Annotated in this window: 16 protein-coding genes; 8 read left to right on the top strand and 8 right to left on the bottom strand. The window is 70.6% G+C overall.

Annotated elements, in window-relative coordinates:
- Positions 1–67: 67 nt before the first annotated feature.
- From Dsi01nite_RS58870 to Dsi01nite_RS11630, 4 genes are all read right to left on the bottom strand, one after another.
- Positions 68–436: a winged helix-turn-helix transcriptional regulator gene (locus Dsi01nite_RS58870; RefSeq protein WP_373318763.1), complete on the bottom strand. Its 369-nt coding sequence runs from the start codon at positions 434–436 to the stop codon at positions 68–70.
- A gap of 607 nt (positions 437–1043) precedes the next feature.
- Entirely contained in the window at positions 1044–3899 is a 2856-nt protein-coding gene (locus tag Dsi01nite_RS11620) for a vitamin B12-dependent ribonucleotide reductase (RefSeq protein ID WP_203846104.1), read from the bottom strand.
- A gap of 61 nt (positions 3900–3960) precedes the next feature.
- The gene (nrdR, locus tag Dsi01nite_RS11625; RefSeq protein WP_203846105.1) at positions 3961–4485 is read right to left on the bottom strand and encodes a transcriptional regulator NrdR; all 525 of its coding nucleotides are present in this window, start codon (positions 4483–4485) and stop codon (positions 3961–3963) included.
- A gap of 275 nt (positions 4486–4760) precedes the next feature.
- Complete coding sequence (locus tag Dsi01nite_RS11630) at positions 4761–5024, bottom strand: LysM peptidoglycan-binding domain-containing protein (RefSeq protein WP_239135831.1); 264 nt, start codon at positions 5022–5024, stop codon at positions 4761–4763.
- A gap of 454 nt (positions 5025–5478) precedes the next feature.
- Here Dsi01nite_RS11630 and lexA point away from each other — a divergent pair, with 454 nt between their 5' ends.
- Positions 5479–6159 carry a transcriptional repressor LexA gene (gene lexA / locus Dsi01nite_RS11635; RefSeq protein WP_239135838.1) on the top strand — a complete coding sequence of 227 codons (681 nt, stop codon included), beginning with the start codon at positions 5479–5481 and terminating at the stop codon, positions 6157–6159.
- A gap of 1119 nt (positions 6160–7278) precedes the next feature.
- Here lexA and Dsi01nite_RS11640 read toward each other — a convergent pair.
- Complete coding sequence (locus Dsi01nite_RS11640) at positions 7279–8487, bottom strand: DUF349 domain-containing protein (protein ID WP_203846108.1); 1209 nt, start codon at positions 8485–8487, stop codon at positions 7279–7281.
- Between the two features lie 233 nt (positions 8488–8720).
- Between Dsi01nite_RS11640 and Dsi01nite_RS11645 the strand changes: the two genes are divergently transcribed.
- The 3 genes from Dsi01nite_RS11645 to dapF are packed head-to-tail and all read left to right on the top strand — an operon-like array spanning position 8721 to position 11138.
- Positions 8721–9362: a class III extradiol dioxygenase subunit B-like domain-containing protein gene (locus tag Dsi01nite_RS11645; protein WP_203846125.1), complete on the top strand. Its 642-nt coding sequence runs from the start codon at positions 8721–8723 to the stop codon at positions 9360–9362.
- Complete coding sequence (gene miaA, locus Dsi01nite_RS11650) at positions 9257–10282, top strand: tRNA (adenosine(37)-N6)-dimethylallyltransferase MiaA (RefSeq protein WP_203846109.1); 1026 nt, start codon at positions 9257–9259, stop codon at positions 10280–10282. Before Dsi01nite_RS11645 ends, miaA begins: the two co-directional genes overlap by 106 nt.
- A 4-nt stretch (positions 10283–10286) precedes the next feature.
- Positions 10287–11138 (top strand): diaminopimelate epimerase, encoded by an 852-nt coding sequence (dapF, locus tag Dsi01nite_RS11655; RefSeq protein WP_203846110.1) that lies wholly within the window; start codon positions 10287–10289, stop codon positions 11136–11138.
- Here dapF and Dsi01nite_RS11660 read toward each other — a convergent pair.
- Complete coding sequence (locus Dsi01nite_RS11660; RefSeq protein ID WP_373318758.1) at positions 11135–12589, bottom strand: NAD-dependent malic enzyme; 1455 nt, start codon at positions 12587–12589, stop codon at positions 11135–11137. The two genes, dapF and Dsi01nite_RS11660, sit on opposite strands and share 4 nt — an antisense overlap.
- Positions 12590–12703: 114 nt before the next feature.
- Between Dsi01nite_RS11660 and hflX the strand changes: the two genes are divergently transcribed.
- Positions 12704–14113 carry a GTPase HflX gene (gene hflX / locus Dsi01nite_RS11665; protein WP_203846112.1) on the top strand — a complete coding sequence of 470 codons (1410 nt, stop codon included), beginning with the start codon at positions 12704–12706 and terminating at the stop codon, positions 14111–14113.
- Positions 14114–14224: 111 nt separating this feature from the next.
- The gene (locus Dsi01nite_RS11670; RefSeq protein WP_203846113.1) at positions 14225–15682 is read left to right on the top strand and encodes an SdiA-regulated/phytase-like domain-containing protein; all 1458 of its coding nucleotides are present in this window, start codon (positions 14225–14227) and stop codon (positions 15680–15682) included.
- Between the two features lie 499 nt (positions 15683–16181).
- Here the strand turns inward: Dsi01nite_RS11670 and miaB are convergent, their stop codons facing one another.
- Together miaB and surE are read right to left on the bottom strand one after the other, a co-directional pair.
- Positions 16182–17654, bottom strand: a complete 1473-nt coding sequence (gene miaB, locus Dsi01nite_RS11675; protein ID WP_203846114.1) for a tRNA (N6-isopentenyl adenosine(37)-C2)-methylthiotransferase MiaB — start codon at positions 17652–17654, stop codon at positions 16182–16184.
- A gap of 13 nt (positions 17655–17667) precedes the next feature.
- Positions 17668–18453 carry a 5'/3'-nucleotidase SurE gene (gene surE, locus Dsi01nite_RS11680; protein ID WP_239135833.1) on the bottom strand — a complete coding sequence of 262 codons (786 nt, stop codon included), beginning with the start codon at positions 18451–18453 and terminating at the stop codon, positions 17668–17670.
- Positions 18454–18594: 141 nt separating this feature from the next.
- On the opposite strand from surE, the gene Dsi01nite_RS11685 reads away from it, so the two are divergent.
- Together Dsi01nite_RS11685 and Dsi01nite_RS11690 are read left to right on the top strand one after the other, a co-directional pair.
- The gene (locus Dsi01nite_RS11685) at positions 18595–19341 is read left to right on the top strand and encodes an amino acid ABC transporter ATP-binding protein (RefSeq protein ID WP_373318759.1); all 747 of its coding nucleotides are present in this window, start codon (positions 18595–18597) and stop codon (positions 19339–19341) included.
- An 18-nt stretch (positions 19342–19359) separates the two neighbouring features.
- Complete coding sequence (locus tag Dsi01nite_RS11690) at positions 19360–20319, top strand: glutamate ABC transporter substrate-binding protein (protein ID WP_203846115.1); 960 nt, start codon at positions 19360–19362, stop codon at positions 20317–20319.
- Positions 20320–20351 lie beyond the last annotated feature (32 nt).

Raw genomic sequence — 20351 nt, forward strand, 5'->3', positions numbered from 1 at the left:
GGCGCTGACGCTCAAGCACTGGACCCCGCCGCTGCCGGCCCGTTCCCCGGCTGGCCTGATCTTCCGATCAGCCCGAGGGCGCGTCCGCGCCGCGAGCCAGTTCGGCCAGGACGTTGTTGTCGCCGACGAAGATGCAGCCGCCCTCGCGCACCGTTGCGGTGATCAGCCGGATCATCGCCGGCTTGTCGGCGTCCACCAGCGCGACCCAGTCCACTGGCGCGCCGGTGTCCGGATCGGTTCGGGCGCTCCACGCCGCGATCTCCACCAGGATCGGGATCAGGGTGGGCCCATCCACGGTGAGCCGGTAGCCGGTCTTGCGGCGGTCTCCGGAGTCGTGGGTCCGCAAGAGGATGTTGCGTTGCTCGAGGTGGGCCAGGCGGTTGGCGAGGATGCTCGGCGCGCGCCGAAGGCGTGAGCCTGCTCGCCATGCAGGCACCCGATCACTACGGCGGCGGGCGGACGTTCACCACCTGGAGCTACCGCGTGGTCGAGGCCATGGCCCGGCTGGAGTACGACGTGCGGTTCGCCGACCCGGACGGCGCGACGAATACCCCCTGCGCGCGGGCATCTCGCCCGGCGTGCCCGACACCGTGCCACACGTGGTCACCTTCACGCCCCTCGCCGGCGGCGGCACCGAGGTGAGCAGCGACGCGGTGATCGAAGGCCATCGACTGGGCGTCATCCCCACCGTCGCGGCAATCGTCTCGCCTCGACCTTGGTCTTCAGCACGATCAGCCCGGTGCGCTGAGGATCCTGCGTTTCGGCGCCTTCCACCTGCTCGGGTACCCCGCGTCCGCGTACCTGCTGCTATGGCGTGCACCGCTGGGCGCTGCCGAACTACACCGCCGCATCGGCCCTGGCGACCATCGTGCCGGCCGCCGCCTCATGGCATCTCGTCGAACGGCCGGCGCGACGCCTGAACATTCGAGCCCACAGACGCATCGGCCACGCACAGCGCCGCTCTTGATCTCTATTCAGTGGCTACTGAGACCACTGGCCGGGCACGTCGTTCCCGTGACCCGGCCAGTGGCCTGCATCAGCTGTCAGCTGCAGCCGCTGGTGGAGCCGCAGCCCTCGCAGACGTAGCAGCTACCGGCGGGGCGCATCTTCGTGCCGCAGGTGAAGCACAGCGGCGCGTCGGCGGCCTTGCCCTGGACCAGTTCGAGCAGTTCGGTCGACGAGCCCACCTTGCGCGGGGTCGCGATCTCGACCTCGACCGGCTTCGGTGCCACGGCCGCCGGCTTCGCGGCCGCCTCCACCGGGGCGGAGTTGCGCATCTCGGTCAGATCGACGTCCGGCTCGCCCGCCTCGGCGCGCAGCTGGGCGGCGCGCTCCGACGAGGTGAGGATGCCCAGCTCCGAGCGGGTCTCGAAGTCCAGGAAGTCCAGCGCCAGGCGACGGAAGATGTAGTCCATCACCGACGACGACAGGCGGATGTCCGGGTCGTCGGTCATGCCGGCCGGCTCGAAGCGCATGTTGACGAACTTGCTGACGTAGGTCTCCAGCGGCACGCCGTACTGCAGGCCGATGGAGATCGCCACGGAGAAGGCGTCCATCACGCCGGCCAGGGTCGAGCCCTGCTTCGACATCTTCAGGAAGACCTCGCCGAGGCCGTCGTCCGGGTATGACGACGCGGTCAGGTACCCCTCGGCGCCGGCGACCGAGAACGACACGGTCGAGCTGGGCCGCTTCTTCGGCAGCCGCTTGCGGACCGGGCGGTACTCGATGACCTTCTCGGTCTTGACGACCTCCTGGACGACCGTCTTTTCCTCGGGCGCGGCCTTCGCGGACTTGTTCACCGCCGACAGCGGCTGGCCGACCTTGCAGTTGTCGCGGTAGATCGCGAGGGCCTTGAGGCCCAGCTTCCAGCCCTGGAAGTAGATCTCCTCGACGTCCTCGACGGTGGCCGCCTCCGGCATGTTGACCGTCTTGGAGATGGCGCCGGAGATGAACGGCTGGATCGCCGACATCATCCGCACGTGGCCCATCGGGGCGATGGTGCGCTCGCCCATGGCGCAGTCGAAGACGGAGTAGTGCTCGGCGCGCAGGCCGGGCGCGTCCACGACGTGGCCGTGCTCGGAGATGTGCTCGACGATCGCCTCGACCTGCTCCTCCTGGTAGCCCAGGTTGCGCAGGGCGCGGGGGACGGTCTGGTTGACGATCTGCATCGAGCCGCCGCCGACGAGCTTCTTGAACTTGACCAGGGCCAGGTCCGGCTCGACGCCAGTGGTGTCGCAGTCCATCATCAGGCCGATGGTGCCGGTCGGGGCGAGGACGCTGGCCTGCGAGTTGCGCCAGCCGTTCTTCGCGCCGATCTCGTTGCCCCGGGCCCACTCCGCGGTGGCCGCGACCTTGATCGCGACGTCGACGCCGCCGACGGTGCTGATCGCGTCGTTGGCGGTCGCGTGCTGCCGCATGACCCGCTGGTGCGGGACGGCGTTGCGGGCGTAGCCGTCGTACGCGCCGACGATCCCGGCCAGCTCGGCCGAGCGGCGGTACGCGGTGCCCGACATGAGGCTGCTGATCGTCGCGGCGACCGCGCGGCCACCGTCCGAGTCGTACGCGAGGCCACTGGCCATCAGCAGTGCGCCGAGGTTGGCGTAGCCGATGCCGAGCTGCCGGTACGCGCGGGTGGTCGCGCCGATCTTCTCGGTCGGGAAGTCGGCGAAGCAGATCGAGATGTCCATCGCGGTGATCACGAACTCGATCGACTTGACGAACTTCTCCACCGCGAACGTGCCGTCGGCGTTGAGGTACTTCATCAGGTTCAGCGACGCGAGGTTGCAGCTGGAGTTGTCCAGGTGCATGTACTCGCTGCACGGGTTCGACGCGGTGATCCGGCCGGTCTCCGGGCAGGTGTGCCACTCGTTGATCGTGTCGTCGTACTGGATGCCGGGGTCGGCGCACGCCCACGCGGCCTGGGCGAGCTTGCGGAACAGCTCGCGGCCCTTGACGGTCGACACGACGCTGCCGTCGAGCCGGGAGCGCAGCGCGAACTCGGCGTCGTCCTCGATCGACTGCATGAACTCGGCCGAGACCCGGATCGAGTTGTTGGCGTTCTGGTACTGGACGCTGACGATGTCCTTGCCGCCGAGGTCCATGTCGAAGCCGGCGTCGCGCAGGGCGCGGATCTTGTCCTCTTCGCTGGCCTTGGTCTCGATGAACTCCTCGACGTCGGGGTGGTCGACGTCCAGGATGACCATCTTCGCCGCGCGGCGGGTTGCGCCACCGCTCTTGATCGTCCCGGCGGACGCGTCGGCGCCGCGCATGAAGCTCACCGGGCCGCTGGCGGTGCCGCCGCTGCTCAGCAGCTCCTTCGAGGAGCGGATCCGGGACAGGTTGACGCCGGAGCCGGACCCTCCCTTGAAGATCAGGCCCTCCTCCTTGTACCAGTCGAGGATGCTGTCCATCGAGTCGTCCACCGCGAGGATGAAGCAGGCGCTGACCTGCTGCGGCGACTGCGTGCCCACGTTGAACCAGACCGGCGAGTTGAAGCTGAACACCTGGTGCAGCAGCATCCAGGTCAGCTCGTGGCCGAACACCTCGGCGTCGGCGGGCGAGGCGAAGTAGCCGTTGTCCTCGCCGGCCTTGCGGTACACGGTGACGACGCGGTCGATCAGCTGCCGCAGCGACCACTCACGGGCGTCGGTGCCGACCGCGCCGCGGAAGTACTTGGTGGTGACGATGTTCGCCGCGTTCACGGACCAGGAGTCCGGGAACTCGACGCCGCGCTGCTCGAAGTTGATCGAACCGTCGCGCCAGTTGGTCATGACGATGTCGCGACGCTCCCACGTCACCTCGTCGTAAGGGTGGACGCCCTCGGTCGTCCACACCCGCTCGACGCGCAGGCCCTGTGCCTCTTTGCGCGACGCTGCCTTGGTCTTCGTCTCCCCCGCCATCCGCGGCCCCCTCAAGTCTGCTTCGTACGTTTCTTCGACGCTGTGGTGCTGTGTGTGCGCTTCAGCCGACCGGCTCGGCCGCGCGCTCCCCCTGGTGTGGTGCGGTCTGTTGCGGTGCCTCCACGGCACTGGCGGGCCGGTTCGACGCCGCCCTGAGCGATGCGATCTCGCGCTCGAAGTCCTGCAGCGAGTCGAACGACCGGTAGACGGACGCGAAACGCAGATACGCCACCTCGTCGAGCTCCCGCAGCGGCGCGAGGATGGCCAGGCCGACCTCGTGGCTCGGCAGCTCGGCGGCCCCGCGGGCACGCACGGTCTCCTCGACCTTCTGCGCGAGGACCGCGATCGCGTCCTCGTCGACCGGGCGGCCCTGACATGCCTTACGGACCCCAGCGATGATCTTGGTACGGCTGAACGGTTCGGTGACGCCGCTGCGCTTGACGACTGCGAGGACGGCCTCCTCGACGGTGGTGAACCTCCGGCCGCACTCGGGGCAGGACCGGCGCCGACGGATGATCTGGCCGTCCTCGGCTTCCCGGGAGTCGACCACCCGCGAGTCGGCGTGGCGGCAGTACGGGCAGCGCATGCGGTGGCCTTCCAGTCTACGTCGTATATGTCCTGACAAAACGCACACGAACGCCCAACGGTCGGCCTTGGTGCCCGGCCTCCGCTGGTCTTTACCGTCAGTAAGGGTGATTGCCGAATCCACTACCTGTGGACGACTTACAGCCCTGTAACTACTACATCTAGGGGTAGACGCTATGCCGACGCATACGCGGACGCAAGTTGATCCGGGATTTCTGACCCTCGCGTGTCGCGCGTCTCGTTTTCCGGCGTTGGCCCGATGTTCATTTGCCCTGATCAGCCCGCCTCAGCCCGCCGAGGCAGGGTCAGCCGCTGTCCGGCGTCGACACTGTAGCCGTCCAAGTGGTTGAGACGGCGGATCTCCTCCATGGTCGCGTCGCGCCCCCGGGACCCCGAAAGCCGGGTCGCGATGTCCCACAACGTGTCACCCGGCTGCACGATCAGCACGGGCGCCGGCGCCGGCGGGTCGGCCGCCTGCCCCGGCACCGCGACGAGCGTGAACAACCCACCCGCGACGGCCAGCAGCAGACAGAAGAGCACGACACGCCCCCGGCGAGTGAGCCGAATGGGTGGGTTTCGCGGGTGTCGTCGCATCTCAGCCCTCGATTCCGTACAGCCGTTCGATCGAACGGACGTACGATGGTCTACCAGAGCGAGAAGACCCGAGTCCAGCGACGCGCCGAAAAAACAGCGCGCCACGTAGTACAGATGTTTGAAACTGTCACACCTCGGCGATACGGTGATCCACACACGATCGAGACGATTGATCGGGATACCCGAAATTTGCGACAACCGGCGCCGTCACACCCGGTGGCGGTCAAGGTGGCGGGCCGCACGGCTCGTCCGCACCAGCGGCCTTCCCACCGCTGGTGCCAACAAGAGGGAGGACGACGTGTCAGCCGACGACCGCACCGACGAACCCGCCGAGGTCACCGCGATCGGCAGCGGCAGCACCCGCCGCGCCAGCACCCGCCGCCGCGGAGGCGAGCCGGAGATGCGCGCGGTCACCGCGGTGGTCAGCGCCTTCCCGGACCTGTTCGCGGCCGACCTGACCGTCCGCCAGCGACGCATCCTCGAGTTCATCCGCAGCGCGGTGGAGCGCAACGGCTATCCGCCGAGCGTCCGCGAGATCGGCGAGGCCGTCGGCCTGGTCTCCCCCTCCAGCGTCGCCTACCAGCTCAAGGAGCTGGAGCGGAAGGGCTACCTGCGCCGCGACCCCAACCGCCCCCGCGCCGTCGACGTGCGCCCCCCGAGCGAGCTCGTCTCGGTCGACGAGGAGGCCGAGCGCGCCGCTCGCCCCGCCCCGGCGTACGTGCCGGTCCTGGGCCGCATCGCCGCCGGTGGCCCGATCCTCGCCGAGCAGGCCGTCGAAGACGTCTTCCCCCTCCCCCGCGAGCTCGTCGGCGAGGGCACCCTCTTCATGCTCCAGGTCAAGGGCTCCTCAATGATCGAGGCCGCCATCTGCGACGGCGACTGGGTCGTCGTCCGCCAGCAGCCCAACGCCAACAACGGCGACATCGTGGCCGCGATGATCGACGGCGAGGCCACGGTGAAGACCTACCGCAACCGCGACGGCCACGTCTGGCTCATGCCGCAGAACCCGGCCTTCGACCCGATCGCCGGCGACCACGCCACCATCCTCGGCCGCGTCGTCACCGTCGTCCGCCGCATCTGACCCACCCCCTCCACCCGGACCGAGAAGGGCCCGCCCAGCTGCCAAGCCGAGCGGGCCCGCGTGCTGTCCAGGACCGCCCCACCGCCCGCGTGCCTGCTTGTCCAAGACAGGTGGGCCTGCGGCCCCCTTGCCGGCTTGTCCAGAATCGGCCTTGTCCAGAAATCGGCCTTGTCCAGAATCGGCCCGCAGGCCCGTCACACGTCGGCTCCCGTCACGCCCCGGCTCCCGTCACGCCCCGGCTCCCGTCACCTCGGCCCAGCACCTCGGCCCAGCACCTCGGCCCAGCACCTCGGCCCAGCACATCGGCCCGGCACCTCGGCGCCATCGCGCCGCTGGGCGTCCGGCAGCGCGACCGTCGCCGGCGCACCGCCCGCCTGAGGCCCCCGTCCCGCTGAACGATCTCGCAACCATGATCGAAGGACGACTCCGGCCGCGCGGACGACCAACCCGCGACTTCGATCCGTGAACGGTCTTTGTCGACCGGGTGGTGGCACGACAAGCCGATCGCCGGGGTCAGGGGCCGAGGACCCTTCGAGTTGTGGGAATCCGGCAACCACACCGCGCGCCCGCCGCGCCGATCCGGCGCCGTCGACGTCCAGATCAGCCTTTCGTCCGCGCGTGCTGCGCCAGGAGTGAATCTCCCCGGTGATCGAAGTCGCCGACCGGCTGTCCGCACAGCCGGCGCGCGACTTCGATCACCGCAGCGATCGCCGGGGTCGGAGGATCCTTCGGGTTGTGGGAATCCGGCAACCACGCCGCATGCCCGCCGCGCGATCCGGCACCGCAGACGCCCAGATCAGCCTGTTCGCCCGCGGGTCCCGCGCCGGAAAGTGCATCTCCCCGGTGATCGAAGTCCCCGAAACGGACAGCTGCGTGGGCGGCCGTTTCCGTCGTTCGATCATGGGGTGGATCCGAGCGGATCGGCGGCGAGGGCTGTTCACGCGCGGGTTGGGCTCTCGACGGGGCTGGCGGCGCCCCTCCGAAACCGGCCGCGTCGGGCGGCGGGTGATCGCGGGGTCGGCCGTATAACGACGTTGACCACTACACGCCGCGGCGTGTAGTGGTCAACTTTTCTATGTCGGACGGGCTCACCGGCCCGTCACTGGAGAAGTCTCTTGATCAGCCGGTGTGCTCGGCCATCGCCAGGAACTTGCGCTTGCTCTCCAGGGCCTTCTCGGCCTCCTTGATGCGGCGCTGGTCGCCGGCGGCCTGGGCGCTGGCGAGCTGCTGCTCCGCGCGGGCCACCTGCTCCCGCATCTGGGCGAGGAGGGGGCTGGCCTCCGGCGGGGTCCGGCGCCAGGCGGCGTCCATTGCCGTCTTGACCTTGTCCTCGATGACGCGCAGGCGGCGGTCGAGGCCCGTCTGCGCCTCGCGGGGGACGCGGCCCACGTCGTGCCAGGCGGCCTGGATGTCGCGGAGCTTCGCCTGGGCACCCTTCGGGTCAGTGTCGACGTCGAGGGCCTCGGCCTGCACGAGGAGCGCCTGCTTGGCGTCCAGGTTGCCCTTGAACTCGGCGTCGCGGGCACTGAAGACCTCGCTGCGGCGCTTGAAGAAGGCGTCCTGGGCGGCACGGAACCGCTCCCAGAGCTTCTGCTCGGTCTCCTTCGCGGCGCGCGGGGCGGCCTTCCACTCGGTCATGAGGTCCTTGAGGCGGGCGGCCGTCGCGTTCCACTCGGTGGACTCGGCGATCTGCTCGGCCTCGATGACCAGCTCCTCCTTGCGGCCCTGCGCCTGCTTGCGGCTGGCGTCGAGGGTCGCGAAGTGGGCGCCGCGGCGGCGGGTGAAGGCGTCGCGGGCGGCCGCGTAGCGCTTCCAGAGCTCGCTCTCGGCCTTCTTCTCGACGCCGTGGATGGACTTCCACTCGTCGAGGATCTCCTTGAGACGGTCGCCCGCGGTCTTCCAGCCGGTGGCGTCGGCCGCGATCTGCTCGGCCTCCTCGACCAGGGTGGTCTTGCGGGTGAGGGCCTCGGCGCGGGCGGCGTCGCGGGCCGCGCGGGCGGCGCCGGCCTTCTCCTCGGCGATCGAGGTCAGCTTGTCGAGGCGGGCGGCGAGCCCGTCGATGTCGCCGACGACGTGCGCCTCGTCGAGGCCGCTGCGCAGCCGCTTGATGGTGGACAGCGACTGACCGGCGTCGGCCGCGCCGCTACCGAGCCGCGCCTCGATCAGGTCGACCTCGGTCACCAGGTCGGCGAACCGGCGGGCGAAGTGGGCAAGGCCCTCCTCCGGTGTGCCGGCCTGCCACGATCCGATGGCCCGCTCTCCGGCTGCCGTCTTCACGAAGACGTTGCCGTCAGCGTCGATCCGTCCAAACGTCGTAGGCTCGCTCATCTGCCATCCTCGCTCCCGGCGCCCGTGGGATCGGGTATCCCACTGTCACGCCGCCATCGCACAGCAAAGTTCCCCATGGCATTCTCACAGGTGTGCCCCGGGGCCGGTCGAGGGCCTGCGGCCGAACCGTGACCATTCCGGTGCCGAACGGGTCGCAGGATGCCGCAGCGACCATCCCCGATAACGTTAAGACCGTGCCACTCGTCGCCGCCGCCGTCTGCCCACATCCGCCGATGCTCGTGCCGGAGGTGGCCGCCGGAGCGGCGGGTGAGCTCGACGACCTGCGGGCCGCCTGCCGTGCCGCCGTGGCGCACCTCGACCCCGCCGACGTGCTCATCGTGGTCGGTGCCGATGCCACGACGATACGCCGCGAGCCGCCCTTCGGGGGGACCCTGGCCCCCTGGGGCATCGACCGGAGGGTGGGTGAGCCGGCCGAGGACCCGCTGCCGCTGAGCCTGCTGATCGGGGCCTGGCTCCTGGAAGACGGACATAACCGAAATGTCCGATACCACAGCATCGCCGCCGACGCGGCACCGGCGGACTGCGAAGCGCTGGGCAGGAGCCTGAGGCACATCGGTACCGACGCCGCACTTCTCGTCCTTGGCGACGGATCCGCGTGCCACGGGGAGAAGGCGCCCGGCTACGACGACCCGCGGGCCGAAGGCTTCGACGCGGCCGTCGCGGACGCCCTGGCCAAGGGTGACACCGCGGCGCTGCGCGACCTCGACCCGGCGCTGGCCGCGGAGCTGCTCGCCGTCGGCAGGGCACCGTGGCAGGTCCTGGCCGGCGCGGTCGACACTCCGTTCGGCACGACAGAGCTGCTGCACCACTCGGCGCCGTACGGGGTCGGATACTTCGTGGCGAGCTGGCGGTGACCCGGGACAACGCGGTGACCCGGGTCGTCGCGGTGGTCGGGCCGACCGCGGCCGGCAAGTCGGCGCTGAGCCTCGGACTGGCGCACGAGCTCGGCGGCGAGGTGGTCAACGCCGACTCGATGCAGCTGTACAAGGGCATGGACATCGGCACGGCCAAGCTCACCGTCACCGAGCGTGAGGGCGTGCCGCACCACGTGCTGGACATCTGGGACGTGACGGAGCCGGCGAGCGTCGCGGTGTACCAGCGTCTGGCCCGCGCCGCGATCGACGACATCGCCGCCCGCGGAAAGGTGCCCCTGCTGGTCGGTGGCTCGGGGCTCTACGTGCGGGCCGTCCTGGAGGACTTCGACTTCCCCGGCACCGACCCCGGGCTGCGCGACGCGTTGGAGAGGGAGCTCGCGGAGGTCGGCCCGGAGGTGCTGCACGCCCGCCTCAGCAGCACGGACCCGGAGGCGGCGGAGCGGATCCTGCCCGGCAACGGCCGCCGGATCGTCCGTGCGCTCGAGGTCAACGCGCTGACCGGCACGACGTTCACGGCGCGCCTGCCGTCACAGCCGAGGCCGGTGTACGACGCGCTGCAGCTGGGCGTGGACGTCGCCACGGCGGTCCTCGACGAGCGGATCGAGGCGCGGGTCGACGCGATGTGGTCCGCGGGCCTGGTGGAGGAGGTGCGGGCGCTGGACGCCGCCGGCCTGCGCTCCGGGCGGACCGCCGGCGCAGCGCTCGGATATAAACAGGTATTGGACTACTTTTCCGGTTTGTCGGACGAGCCGGCCGCCCGGGCCGAGACGGTCCGTGCCACCAGGCGGTTCGTGCGCCGGCAGCGGTCCTGGTTCCGCCGGGACGACCGGATTGTGTGGCTCGATGGTGGCGCTGCCGACATCACCGCAACGGCGCTGGAGGTCGTGCGGCAAGATTGACGCCATGCGCTTCGCCAAGGGACACGGAACGGGCAACGACTTCGTCATCCTGCCCGACCCCGACGGCGTGCTGCCGTTGACGCCGACGTTCGTCGCCGCGCTCTGCGACCGCCGGCGGGGCATCGGCGCCGACGGCGTCCTGCGCGTGGTCCGCAGCGCCGCCCACCCCGACGCCGAGGCGTCCGCGGGGACGGCCGAGTGGTTCATGGACTACTGGAACGCCGACGGTTCCCAGTCCGAGATGTGCGGCAACGGGGTGCGCGTCTACGCCCGCTACCTCGCGGAGGCCGGCCTGGTCGCCCCCGAGGGGTCGTTCAACCTGGTCACCCGCGCGGGGGTGGTGCCGGTGACCATTGGCGAGGAGATCGCCGCCGGCATGCCGATGCCACGGGTCTACGTGCAGAGCGAGGCCACCAGCGAGGGCCGGGTGTTCGGCGGGACGGCCGTGGACGTCGGCAACCCGCACCTGGTCTGCCCGGTCGACGAGCCGACACTGGAGCGGCTCGACCTGACCCGCGCGCCCGGGATCGACCCGCTGATCTTCCCGGCCGGCGTCAACGTCGAGTTCGCCGCCGCGGGGGCACCGCCGGCCGGCGCCGACCTGTACCGGCGGATGCGCGTCTACGAACGCGGCTCCGGCGAGACCCAGTCCTGCGGATCCGGCGCGTGCGCGGTGGCGGCGGTGGCCCTCGACCACGCCGGACTGGAATCCGGCGTGGTCATCGTGGACGTGGCGGGCGGCCGGCTGACGATCACCCAGACCGCGTCGGAGTTCCTGCTGGCCGGACCGGCCGTGATCGTCGCGCACGGTGACGTCGACGCCCAGGCGATCCGGCAGCTGGCACCCTCCTTCTAGCTGATCGGTGCCACCTCGGTGGGCGGCTCGCCGTCAACGGTGCTGTCCAGGTGGGGGCCCTTCGCGGCGGCCCGGACCGCGGCGGCCACGGCCGGGGCGACCCTGGCGTCGAAGACGCTGGGGACGATGACGCTCGGGTTGAGCTTGTCCTCGCCGACGGAGTCCGCGATCGCGCGGGCCGCGGCGAGTGCCATCGCCTCGGTGAACCCGCGCGCCTGGGCGTCGAGCATCCCGCGGAACACGCCGGGGAACGCGAGGACGTTGTTGATCTGGTTCGGCTGGTCGGAGCGGCCGGTCGCGACGATCGCCGCGTGCTCGCGGGCCTCCCGCGGGTCGACCTCCGGGTCCGGGTTGGCCAGGGCGAACACGATCGAGTTGGGTGCCATCGTGGCGATGTCGTCGCCGGTGAGCAGGTTCGGGGCGCTGACCCCGATGAACACGTCGGCGCCGCGCAGCGCGCCCTTGAGGTCGCCGCTGTAGCCGGTCTTGTTGGTGTTCTCGACCAGCCACGGCCAGGCGCCCGTGAGGCCGGGCAGGCCGCGGTGCAGGGCGCCGGGCCGGTCCGTGGCGATCACGTCGCCGACCCCCTGGCGCAGCAGCAGCTTGATGATCGCCGTGCCGGCCGCGCCGGCGCCGCTGACCACGACCCGGATGTCACCGATCGACTTGCCGACGACGCGCAGCGCGTTGGTGAGCGCGGCGAGGACGCAGATCGCGGTGCCGTGCTGGTCGTCGTGGAACACGGGGATGTCCAGCATCGCCCGGAGCCGCTCCTCGATCTCGAAGCAGCGCGGCGCGGCGATGTCCTCCAGGTTGATGCCGCCGTACGCCGGGGCGATCGCCCGCACGATCGAGATGATCTCCTCGGTGTCCTGGGTGTCCAGCGCGACCGGCCAGGCGTCGACGCCGCCGAACCGCTTGAACAGCGCGGCCTTGCCCTCCATGACGGGCATCGCGGCGGCCGGGCCGATGTTGCCCAGGCCGAGCACCGCGGAGCCGTCGGTGACCACGGCGACGGTGTTGCGCTTGATCGTGAGGCGGCGGGCGTCCTCGGGGTTCTCCGCGATCTGCAGGCACACCCGGGCCACCCCCGGCGTGTACGCCCGGGACAGCTCGTCACGGTTGCGCAGGGCGACCTTCGGCGTCACCTCGATCTTGCCGCCGAGGTGCAGCAGGAACGTGCGGTCGGAGACCTTGCGCACGTCGACCCCGTCGAGCTTCTCGAGGCAGGCGACGACCTGCTCGGCGTGTGCGGAGTCGGCGGTGTCGCAGGTCAGGTCGACCACGACAGCCGTGCTGTCGGAGTCGACGACGTCGACCGCGGTGACGACGCCACCGGCCTCCCCGACCGCGGTCGTGAGGCGGCCGATCGCCGAGGCGTCGGCACGGACGGAGACACGGATCGTGATGGAGAACCCGGCGCTGGGCAAACGGTGCGTGGCAGTCGTCACGTCACCCATTCTTATCCCCCGCCCGACCGGATCGCGCACGGGGACATATCCGATGCGGGAACGCGGCACGAGGTGTCACGATTGGTGGGTCTTACTGATCGAAGCAAGGAGCACATGTTGCGCGCGACTGCCGCAGAAACCTGGGATCTCGCCGACGACGGCGACGGCCTGGAGCTCGAGGAGCGGCATGCGCTGCGCCGTGTCGCCGGTCTGTCGACCGAGCTCGCCGATGTCACCGAGGTCGAATACCGCCAGCTGCGCCTCGAGCGGGTCGTGCTCGTCGGGGTGTGGACCGAAGGCACCGCCACCGACGCGGAGAACTCCCTCGCGGAGCTCGCCGCGCTCGCCGAGACCGCCGGCTCGCAGGTCCTCGACGGGCTGATCCAGCGCCGGAGCCGGCCCGACTCCAGCACGTACATCGGCTCCGGCAAGGTCGACGAGCTGCGGGTCGTGGTGCAGAGCACCGGCGCCGACACGGTCATCTGCGACGGGGAGCTGTCCCCGTCGCAGCTGCGGACCCTGGAGGCGAAGGTCAACGTCAAGGTCATCGACCGGACCGCGCTGATCCTGGACATCTTCGCCCAGCACGCGAAGAGCAAGGAGGGCAAGGCCCAGGTCGAACTCGCCCAGCTGCAGTACTTCCTGCCGCGCCTGCGCGGTTGGGGTGAGGCGCTGAGCCGGCAGGCCGGTGGCTCCGCCAGCGGCAACGGCGGCGTCGGCCTCCGTGGTCCCGGTGAGACCAAGATCGAAACCGACCGGCGGCGGATCCGGACCAAGATCAGCCGCCTGAAGCGCGAGATCGCCGCGATGGCGACGATCCGCGACACCAAGCGCTCCACCCGGCGGCGCAACCGGGTGCCCAGCGTCGCGATCGCCGGCTACACCAACGCCGGCAAGTCGAGCCTGCTCAACCGGCTCACCGGCGCCGGAGTGCTGGTCGAGGACGCGCTGTTCGCCACCCTGGACACCACGACCAGGCGGGCCCGGGCCGAGGACGGCCGGATCTACACGCTGTCCGACACCGTCGGGTTCGTCCGGCACCTGCCGCACCAGCTGATCGAGGCGTTCCGCTCCACCCTCGAGGAGGTCGCCGAGGCCGACCTGGTCCTGCACGTCGTGGACGGCGCCCACGCCGACCCCGAGGAGCAGGTCCGCGCGGTCCGGGAGGTGCTCGCCGAGGTCGGCGCCGACGCGGTGCCCGAGCTGCTCGTCGTCAACAAGATCGACGCCGCCGACGAGGAGACCCAGCTCCGGCTGAAGTCCCTGTGGCCCGACGCGGTGTTCGCCTCCGCCCGCACCGGTGCCGGCATCGACGCCGTGCGGGCCGCGGTCGAGCAGCGGCTGCCCTGGCCGGCGATCGAGCTGACCGCGGTGGTGCCGTACGAGCGGGGCGACCTGGTCGCCAGGGTCCACACCCTCGGTGAGGTGCTCGAAACCGCGCACCTGGCCGAGGGCACCCGCATCCGGGCCCGGATCAACGACGCCCTGGCCGCGGAGCTCGCCCCATTTGCCGTGAAGTCATAGGGTTCGCCTGATCACAGCGAGTGAGAGCCGGACCGGGCGCACCCACTTCCGGTCCGGCTCTGCCAAACTTGTCCGATGCGACAGCGGGTGGCCTTTGTTTCTGGTGCGGTGATGAGTCTGCTGGTGGGGCTCGCGACACCCGCCGCGGCGGCCCCTACGTCCCCAGCAGCCCAGTCGCCCGCGGCGGGGGCGGGTCAGACCATCTGCACGCCCGACTCGCAGAAGATCAATGAGATCTCCGGCCTCGTCGCGACGGCCACCGGCTACGTGGCGATCAACGACAGCGCGTCGGGCAACAGCAAGTCCCGCATCTTCACGCTCGACGCGGCCTGCAAGATCGTCGGTACGCCGATCAGCTACCCGTCGACGCCGCTGGACCCCGAGGACCTCGCCGTCGACAAGAGCGGCACGCTGTGGATCGCCGACATCGGCGACAACACCGAGGCGGCCGGCGGCAGCGCCTCCGCCCGGCCCACGATCGCGCTGTGGAACCTGCCCCAGGGCGCGAAGGCCCCGGTCATCCACCGGCTCGCGTACCCGGACGGCAAGAAGCGCGACGCCGAGGCCCTGCTGCTCAGCGGCGACGGCACCCCGATCATCATCACCAAGGACCCCGTCGGCGAGATCTGGGTCCCCGAGGGCCCGCTGCAGCCCAACGCCACCAAGGGCGTCAAGCTCAAGCAGGTCGGCACGTTCGCCCCGCAGGAGACGAAGACGCCCAACCCCCTCGCCTTCCTCGGCTGGAAGGCGATCACCGGCGCCGCCTCCTCGCCCGACGGCACCCGCGTGGTCATCCGCACCTACTCCGACGCCTACGAGTTCGACGTCCAGGGCGGCGAGGTCGTCAAGGCGATCACCAGCGGCAAGCCCCGCATCACCCCACTGCCCAACGAGGCCCGTGGCGAGGCGATCACCTACTCGACCGACGGCAAGCAGTACATCACCGCCTCCGACGTGCCGTCCGACGTGAAGGCGCCGATCCTCAAGTACACGCCGCAGAACGTCACCCCGGGCAAGGGCACCGGCGCGGTCGTGCCGACCCCGAAGCCCGACGACCGGTCGTTCCTGCAAGACCTGACGCTGCAGGACATCACCTACATGGTGGCCGCCGTCGGCGTGCTCGGCCTGATCCTCGTGGTCGCCGGCATCGTCGGCATCCGGCGTTCCCGTGCCGGGCGGCGGGCGGCTGCCGCGAGCGGGCCGGTCCGCGGCTCGGCCCCCCGCCCCGCGGACGACGACCTGCCAGGTCTGGGCGAGGAGGGCGGCACCGGCAACGTGTACGGCGCCCGCCCCGCCACCTCAGCCTCCCGCGGCTCCGCACCCGGCGGCACCGTCTACGGCGCCGGTGGCGGTGGCGGGCAGCAGTCCGACGGTTTCGGGCCGCCCCAGTCGTATGACCAGCCTCGCGGTTTCCAGCAGGGGGGCTATCCGCCGCAGTCCGGTCCACCGCAGGGTGGGGTGTATGGCGGCGGTGGCGGCCAGGGCGGATATGACCAGCGTGGGGCGTATGGCGGTGGGCACCCTGGGGATCATGACGGGTACGAGCGAGGCTACGCACCGCACCGGTAACGCCGCGTTCGTCGCGGCCGGTCGGTGACGCCGCGTTCGTCGCGGCCGGTCGGTGACGCCGCGTTCGTCGCGGCCGGGTCGGCGTCGGTCCCATGATCCGGTAGACCTTGTGCCGGCGCGGCGGTGACGCTCCGGGTCGGCTGCCAGGGTTCTCTGCGACGACAGCCCGATCTGTGAAGGTCTTTGTCGAGCGGCCGGTGGCGCGACAAGCCGAACGATCCCCGGGTCAGGCGGCCGGGAATCCTTCGGGTCGCGGGAATCCGGCAACGACGCCGCATGCCCGCCACGCCGATCCAGCGCGGCCGACGCCCAGATCAAGCCTCTGCCCGCTTGTCCCGCGCCGGGAGTGGTCTCCCGATGATCGAGGTCGCGGCGCGGTCGTCCAGGCGGCCACGCGGCGACTTCGATCAGCGGGAAGGTCCACCCCGGAGGCTTCCCGTGATCCGGTGGAGCTTGTGTACCCCTGGGTGCACGAGGTCTTCGGGATCCCGGAGAGGGGTCAGCAGGAGCGGGCGGGGGTTTCGGTGGGGGGTGGGGTGCCGATGGTGGGCATGCCCAGGGAGACGCCGGGGGTGCGGGTGACGCGGCCGGCCTCCCAGGCGTCGCCGGCGCGGGTGCGGCGGTGGGACAGCAGCGGGCCGTCGGCGTTGAGGTGGTGGGGGGCGGCGTAGGTGATCGTGGTGTGCACGATGTCGCCGGGGCGCAGGCCGGCCGACGCGTCGGCGGCGAAGTGCACCAGGCGACCGTCGCGGGCCCGGCCCGACAGGCGGCCGGTGGCACCGTCCTTGCGGCCCTCGCCGACGGCGACCAGGACCTCGACCGGGGTGCCGACGAGCTTCTTGTTCTCGTCCCAGCTGATCTGCTCCAGGGTGGCGATCAGCCGGTCGTAGCGCTCCTGGACGACCGCCTTCGGGACCTGCAGGTCCATGGTGGCGGCGGGGGTACCGGGGCGCTTGGAGTACTGGAACGTGAAGGCGCTCGAATACCGGGCCGCGCGGACCACGTCCAGGGTGTGCTCGAAGTCGGCATCCGTCTCGCCGGGGAAGCCGACGATGATGTCGGTGGTGATCGCCGCGTCGGGCATGGCGGCCCGGACGTTCTCGATGATGCCGAGGTAGCGCTCCGCGCGGTACGAGCGGCGCATCGCCTTCAACACGGCGTCGGAGCCGGACTGCAGCGGCATGTGCAGGGAGTGGCAGACGTTGGGGGTCTCGGCCATCGCGGCGATGACGTCGTCGGTGAAGTCCTTCGGGTGCGGGCTGGTGAAGCGGACCCGCTCCAGGCCCTCGACGTCGCCGCAGGCGCGCAGGAGCTTGCCGAAGGCCAGGCGGTCGCCGAACTCGACGCCGTAGGAGTTCACGTTCTGCCCGAGCAGCGTGACCTCCAGGACACCCTCAAGAGCCAGGGCGCGGACCTCGGCGAGGATGTCGCCGGGGCGGCGGTCCTTCTCCTTGCCGCGCAGGGCCGGGACGATGCAGAAGGTGCAGGTGTTGTTGCAGCCGACGGAGATCGAGACCCAGCCGGCATACGTCGACTCGCGGCGGGTGGGCAGCGTCGACGGGAACACCTCGAGGGACTCGAGGATCTCGACCTCGGCGGCGGCGTTGTGCCTGGCGCGCTCCAGCAGCACCGGCAGGGAGCCGATGTTGTGGGTGCCGAACACGACGTCGACCCAGGGGGCCTTCTTGACGATGTCGCCGCGGTCCTTCTGGGCGAGGCAGCCGCCGACCGCGATCTGCATGCCGGGCTGGGCGAGCTTCGTCGGGCGCAGGTGGCCGAGGTTGCCGTAGAGGCGGTTGTCGGCGTTCTCCCGCACGGCGCAGGTGTTGAACACGACGACGTCCGGCTCGGCGTCGGCGGGCACCGGGACGTAGCCGGCGCCCTCGAGCAGGCCGGAGATGCGCTCGGAATCGTGCGCGTTCATCTGGCAGCCGTAGGTGATGACCTTGAAGCTGCGAGGGGTCTCAGTCATAGCAGCGCAAAGTTTAGCCCCCGACGTGTTCGCCTGCGGTATCCACCAGCCCGGGCAGCACGACGTCGCGGGCCTCGTGGGGTGGGCGGACCGGTGTGACGGCCACGTAGCCGTCCAGCAGCCACGCGTCGTCGCTGCCGGGCTCCGCGCCGTGGTCGCTCTGCTCGAGGGACATGCGCACGTAGCCGTGGCCCTGCTCCAGCAGGACCATCTGCACGGTGCCGAACTGGGCGAGGGACGCCCGGCGGATGCCGCGCAGGTCGCCGGCGTGCAGGTTCGGCACGTTGACGTTGAGCACGAAGTCGGCGTTGAGCAGCGGCAACAGGTCGCCGGCGACCTCGGCGGCGGTGTCCCAGTGCTCGACGGCGCCCTCCTCAGAACGCGAAGAGAACGGGATGTCGAGGGAGACCGCCATGGCGCGGCAGCCGTTGGCGGCGGCGGTGAACGCGGCGCCGACGGTGCCGGAGTGCAGGACGGCCGCGCCGGTGTTCGGGCCGCGGTTGATGCCGGACAGGATGACGTCGGGCTCCGGGCCGTAGGCGCCACGGGTCGCCATCAGCGCGATGAAGGCGGGTGAGGCGGAGACGGCGAAGGTCGGTACCCCGGCGAACATCGACGCACGGGTCTCCGTCGCGATGCGCCCGTCCGCCTCGACGCCGGTGAGGGAACTGCCGGAGCCACTCGCCTCGCGGGCCGGGGCCGCCACCACCACGTCGTGGCCCAGGCGGACCGCCATCGCGGCCAGGGCGTGCAGGCCGGGGCTGTCGATACCGTCGTCGTTGGTCACCAGGATGCGCATGGTCATCATTGTGACAACCGCGGGCCGTTATCGGTCCGTGACCGCTATGCGGCTGATCGTGGGCATTGCCACCGCTAACGTCGAGCCCACTACGGAGCCAGGGTGCGCGCAGGTGCACAGCGACGAGACGCGATGGGGCGGATGATGACGGACGAGCCTTTGATCGTGCTCAGCGGCGTCAACAAATGGTTCGGCGAGCTCCACGTGCTCAAAGACGTCAATTTGTCGATCGCCCGCGGCGAGGTCGTGGTCGTGATCGGCCCGTCGGGCTCGGGCAAGTCGACGCTGTGCCGGGCGATCAACCGGCTGGAGCCGATCAACAACGGCGAGATCGTGTTCGACGGCGTCCGGTTGCCCGAGGAGGGGCGCCCCCTCGCGCGGCTGCGCAGCGAGGTCGGCATGGTGTTCCAGTCGTTCAACCTGTTCGCGCACAAGACGATCCTCGAAAACGTGATGCTCGGCCCGGTCAAGGTGCGCAAGGAGAAGGCGCCGGTGGTGCGGGAGCGCGCCATGGGCCTGCTCGAGCGCGTCGGGATCGCCGCGCAGGCGCAGAAGTATCCGGCGCAGCTGTCCGGCGGGCAGCAGCAGCGGGCCGCGATCGCCCGGGCCCTGGCCATGCAGCCGAAGGCGATGCTGTTCGACGAGCCGACGAGCGCCCTGGACCCGGAAATGGTCGGCGAGGTGCTCGACGTCATGACGGGCCTGGCGAGCGAGGGCATGACGATGGTCGTCGTCACGCACGAGATGGGCTTCGCGCGGCACGCCGCCAACCGGGTCGTGTTCATGGCCGACGGCCAGCTGGTCGAGGAGGCGGAGCCGGAGACCTTCTTCGCCAACCCGCGCACCGACCGGGCCAAGGACTTCCTGTCGAAGATTCTCACCCACTGAAAGGGGATAGCGACCATCATGCGAATCACGCGTATCGCCGCGGCAGCCGCCGCCGTCACGCTTGCGCTGGGCCTGGCCGCCTGTGGCAAGGAGGGCACGCCCGCCCCGCCGTCCACCGGCGGTAGCTCCGGCGCGGCCGCACCGGCGAGCGACACCTGCAGCTCGTCCGGCACCACGTTCACGCCCGCCACCGGCGTGGCGATCACCGGTAGCCCGACGTTCGACCGGATCAAGGCGGCCGGCAAGGTCGTCATCGGCGTCAAGTTCGACCAGCCCAACCTGGGCTACAAGGACGCCGCCGGCAAGCGCTGCGGCTTCGACATCGAGATCGCCCAGCTGATCGCCTCGAAGCTCGGCATCGACCCGGCGAAGATCGAATACAAGGAGATCGCCTCCGCCAACCGCGAGACGGCGATCAAGGGTGGTGAGGTCGACTACTACGTCGGCACCTACTCGATCACCGACAAGCGCAAGGCGGACGTGTCCTTCGCCGGCCCGTACTTCGTCGCCGCGCAGGACCTGCTCGTCCGTAAGGACGACACGTCGATCACCGGCTCGGACAGCCTCAAGGGCAAGACGGTCTGCTCCGCGACCGGCTCCACGCCGATCCAGCGGGTCCGTGACCAGAAGCTGACCGACAAGATCGTGGAGTTCAAGACCTACTCCGAGTGCGTGTCGCAGCTGCTGGACAAGAAGGTCGACGCGGTCACCACCGACGACGCGATCCTCAAGGGCTTCGCGGCGCAGGCGCCGTCGCAGCTGAAGGTCGTCGGCAAGCCGTTCCTCGACCCGACCACCGGCAAGGCCTACCCGGAGAAGTACGGCATCGGCCTGGGCCGCGACGACAAGGCCCTGCGCGACTTCGTCAACGCGTCCCTCGAGGCCGCGTTCGGTGACGGCACCTGGCAGAAGATCTACGACGGCACGCTCGGCAAGTCCGGCTCGGCGGGCAGCCCGCCGGCGCTCGAGAAGTACTGATCCTGTGATGACGGGGCGCCGCCTTCGGCGGC

This window comes from Dactylosporangium siamense (assembly GCF_016862795.1).
GTDB lineage: Bacteria > Actinomycetota > Actinomycetes > Mycobacteriales > Micromonosporaceae > Dactylosporangium > Dactylosporangium siamense.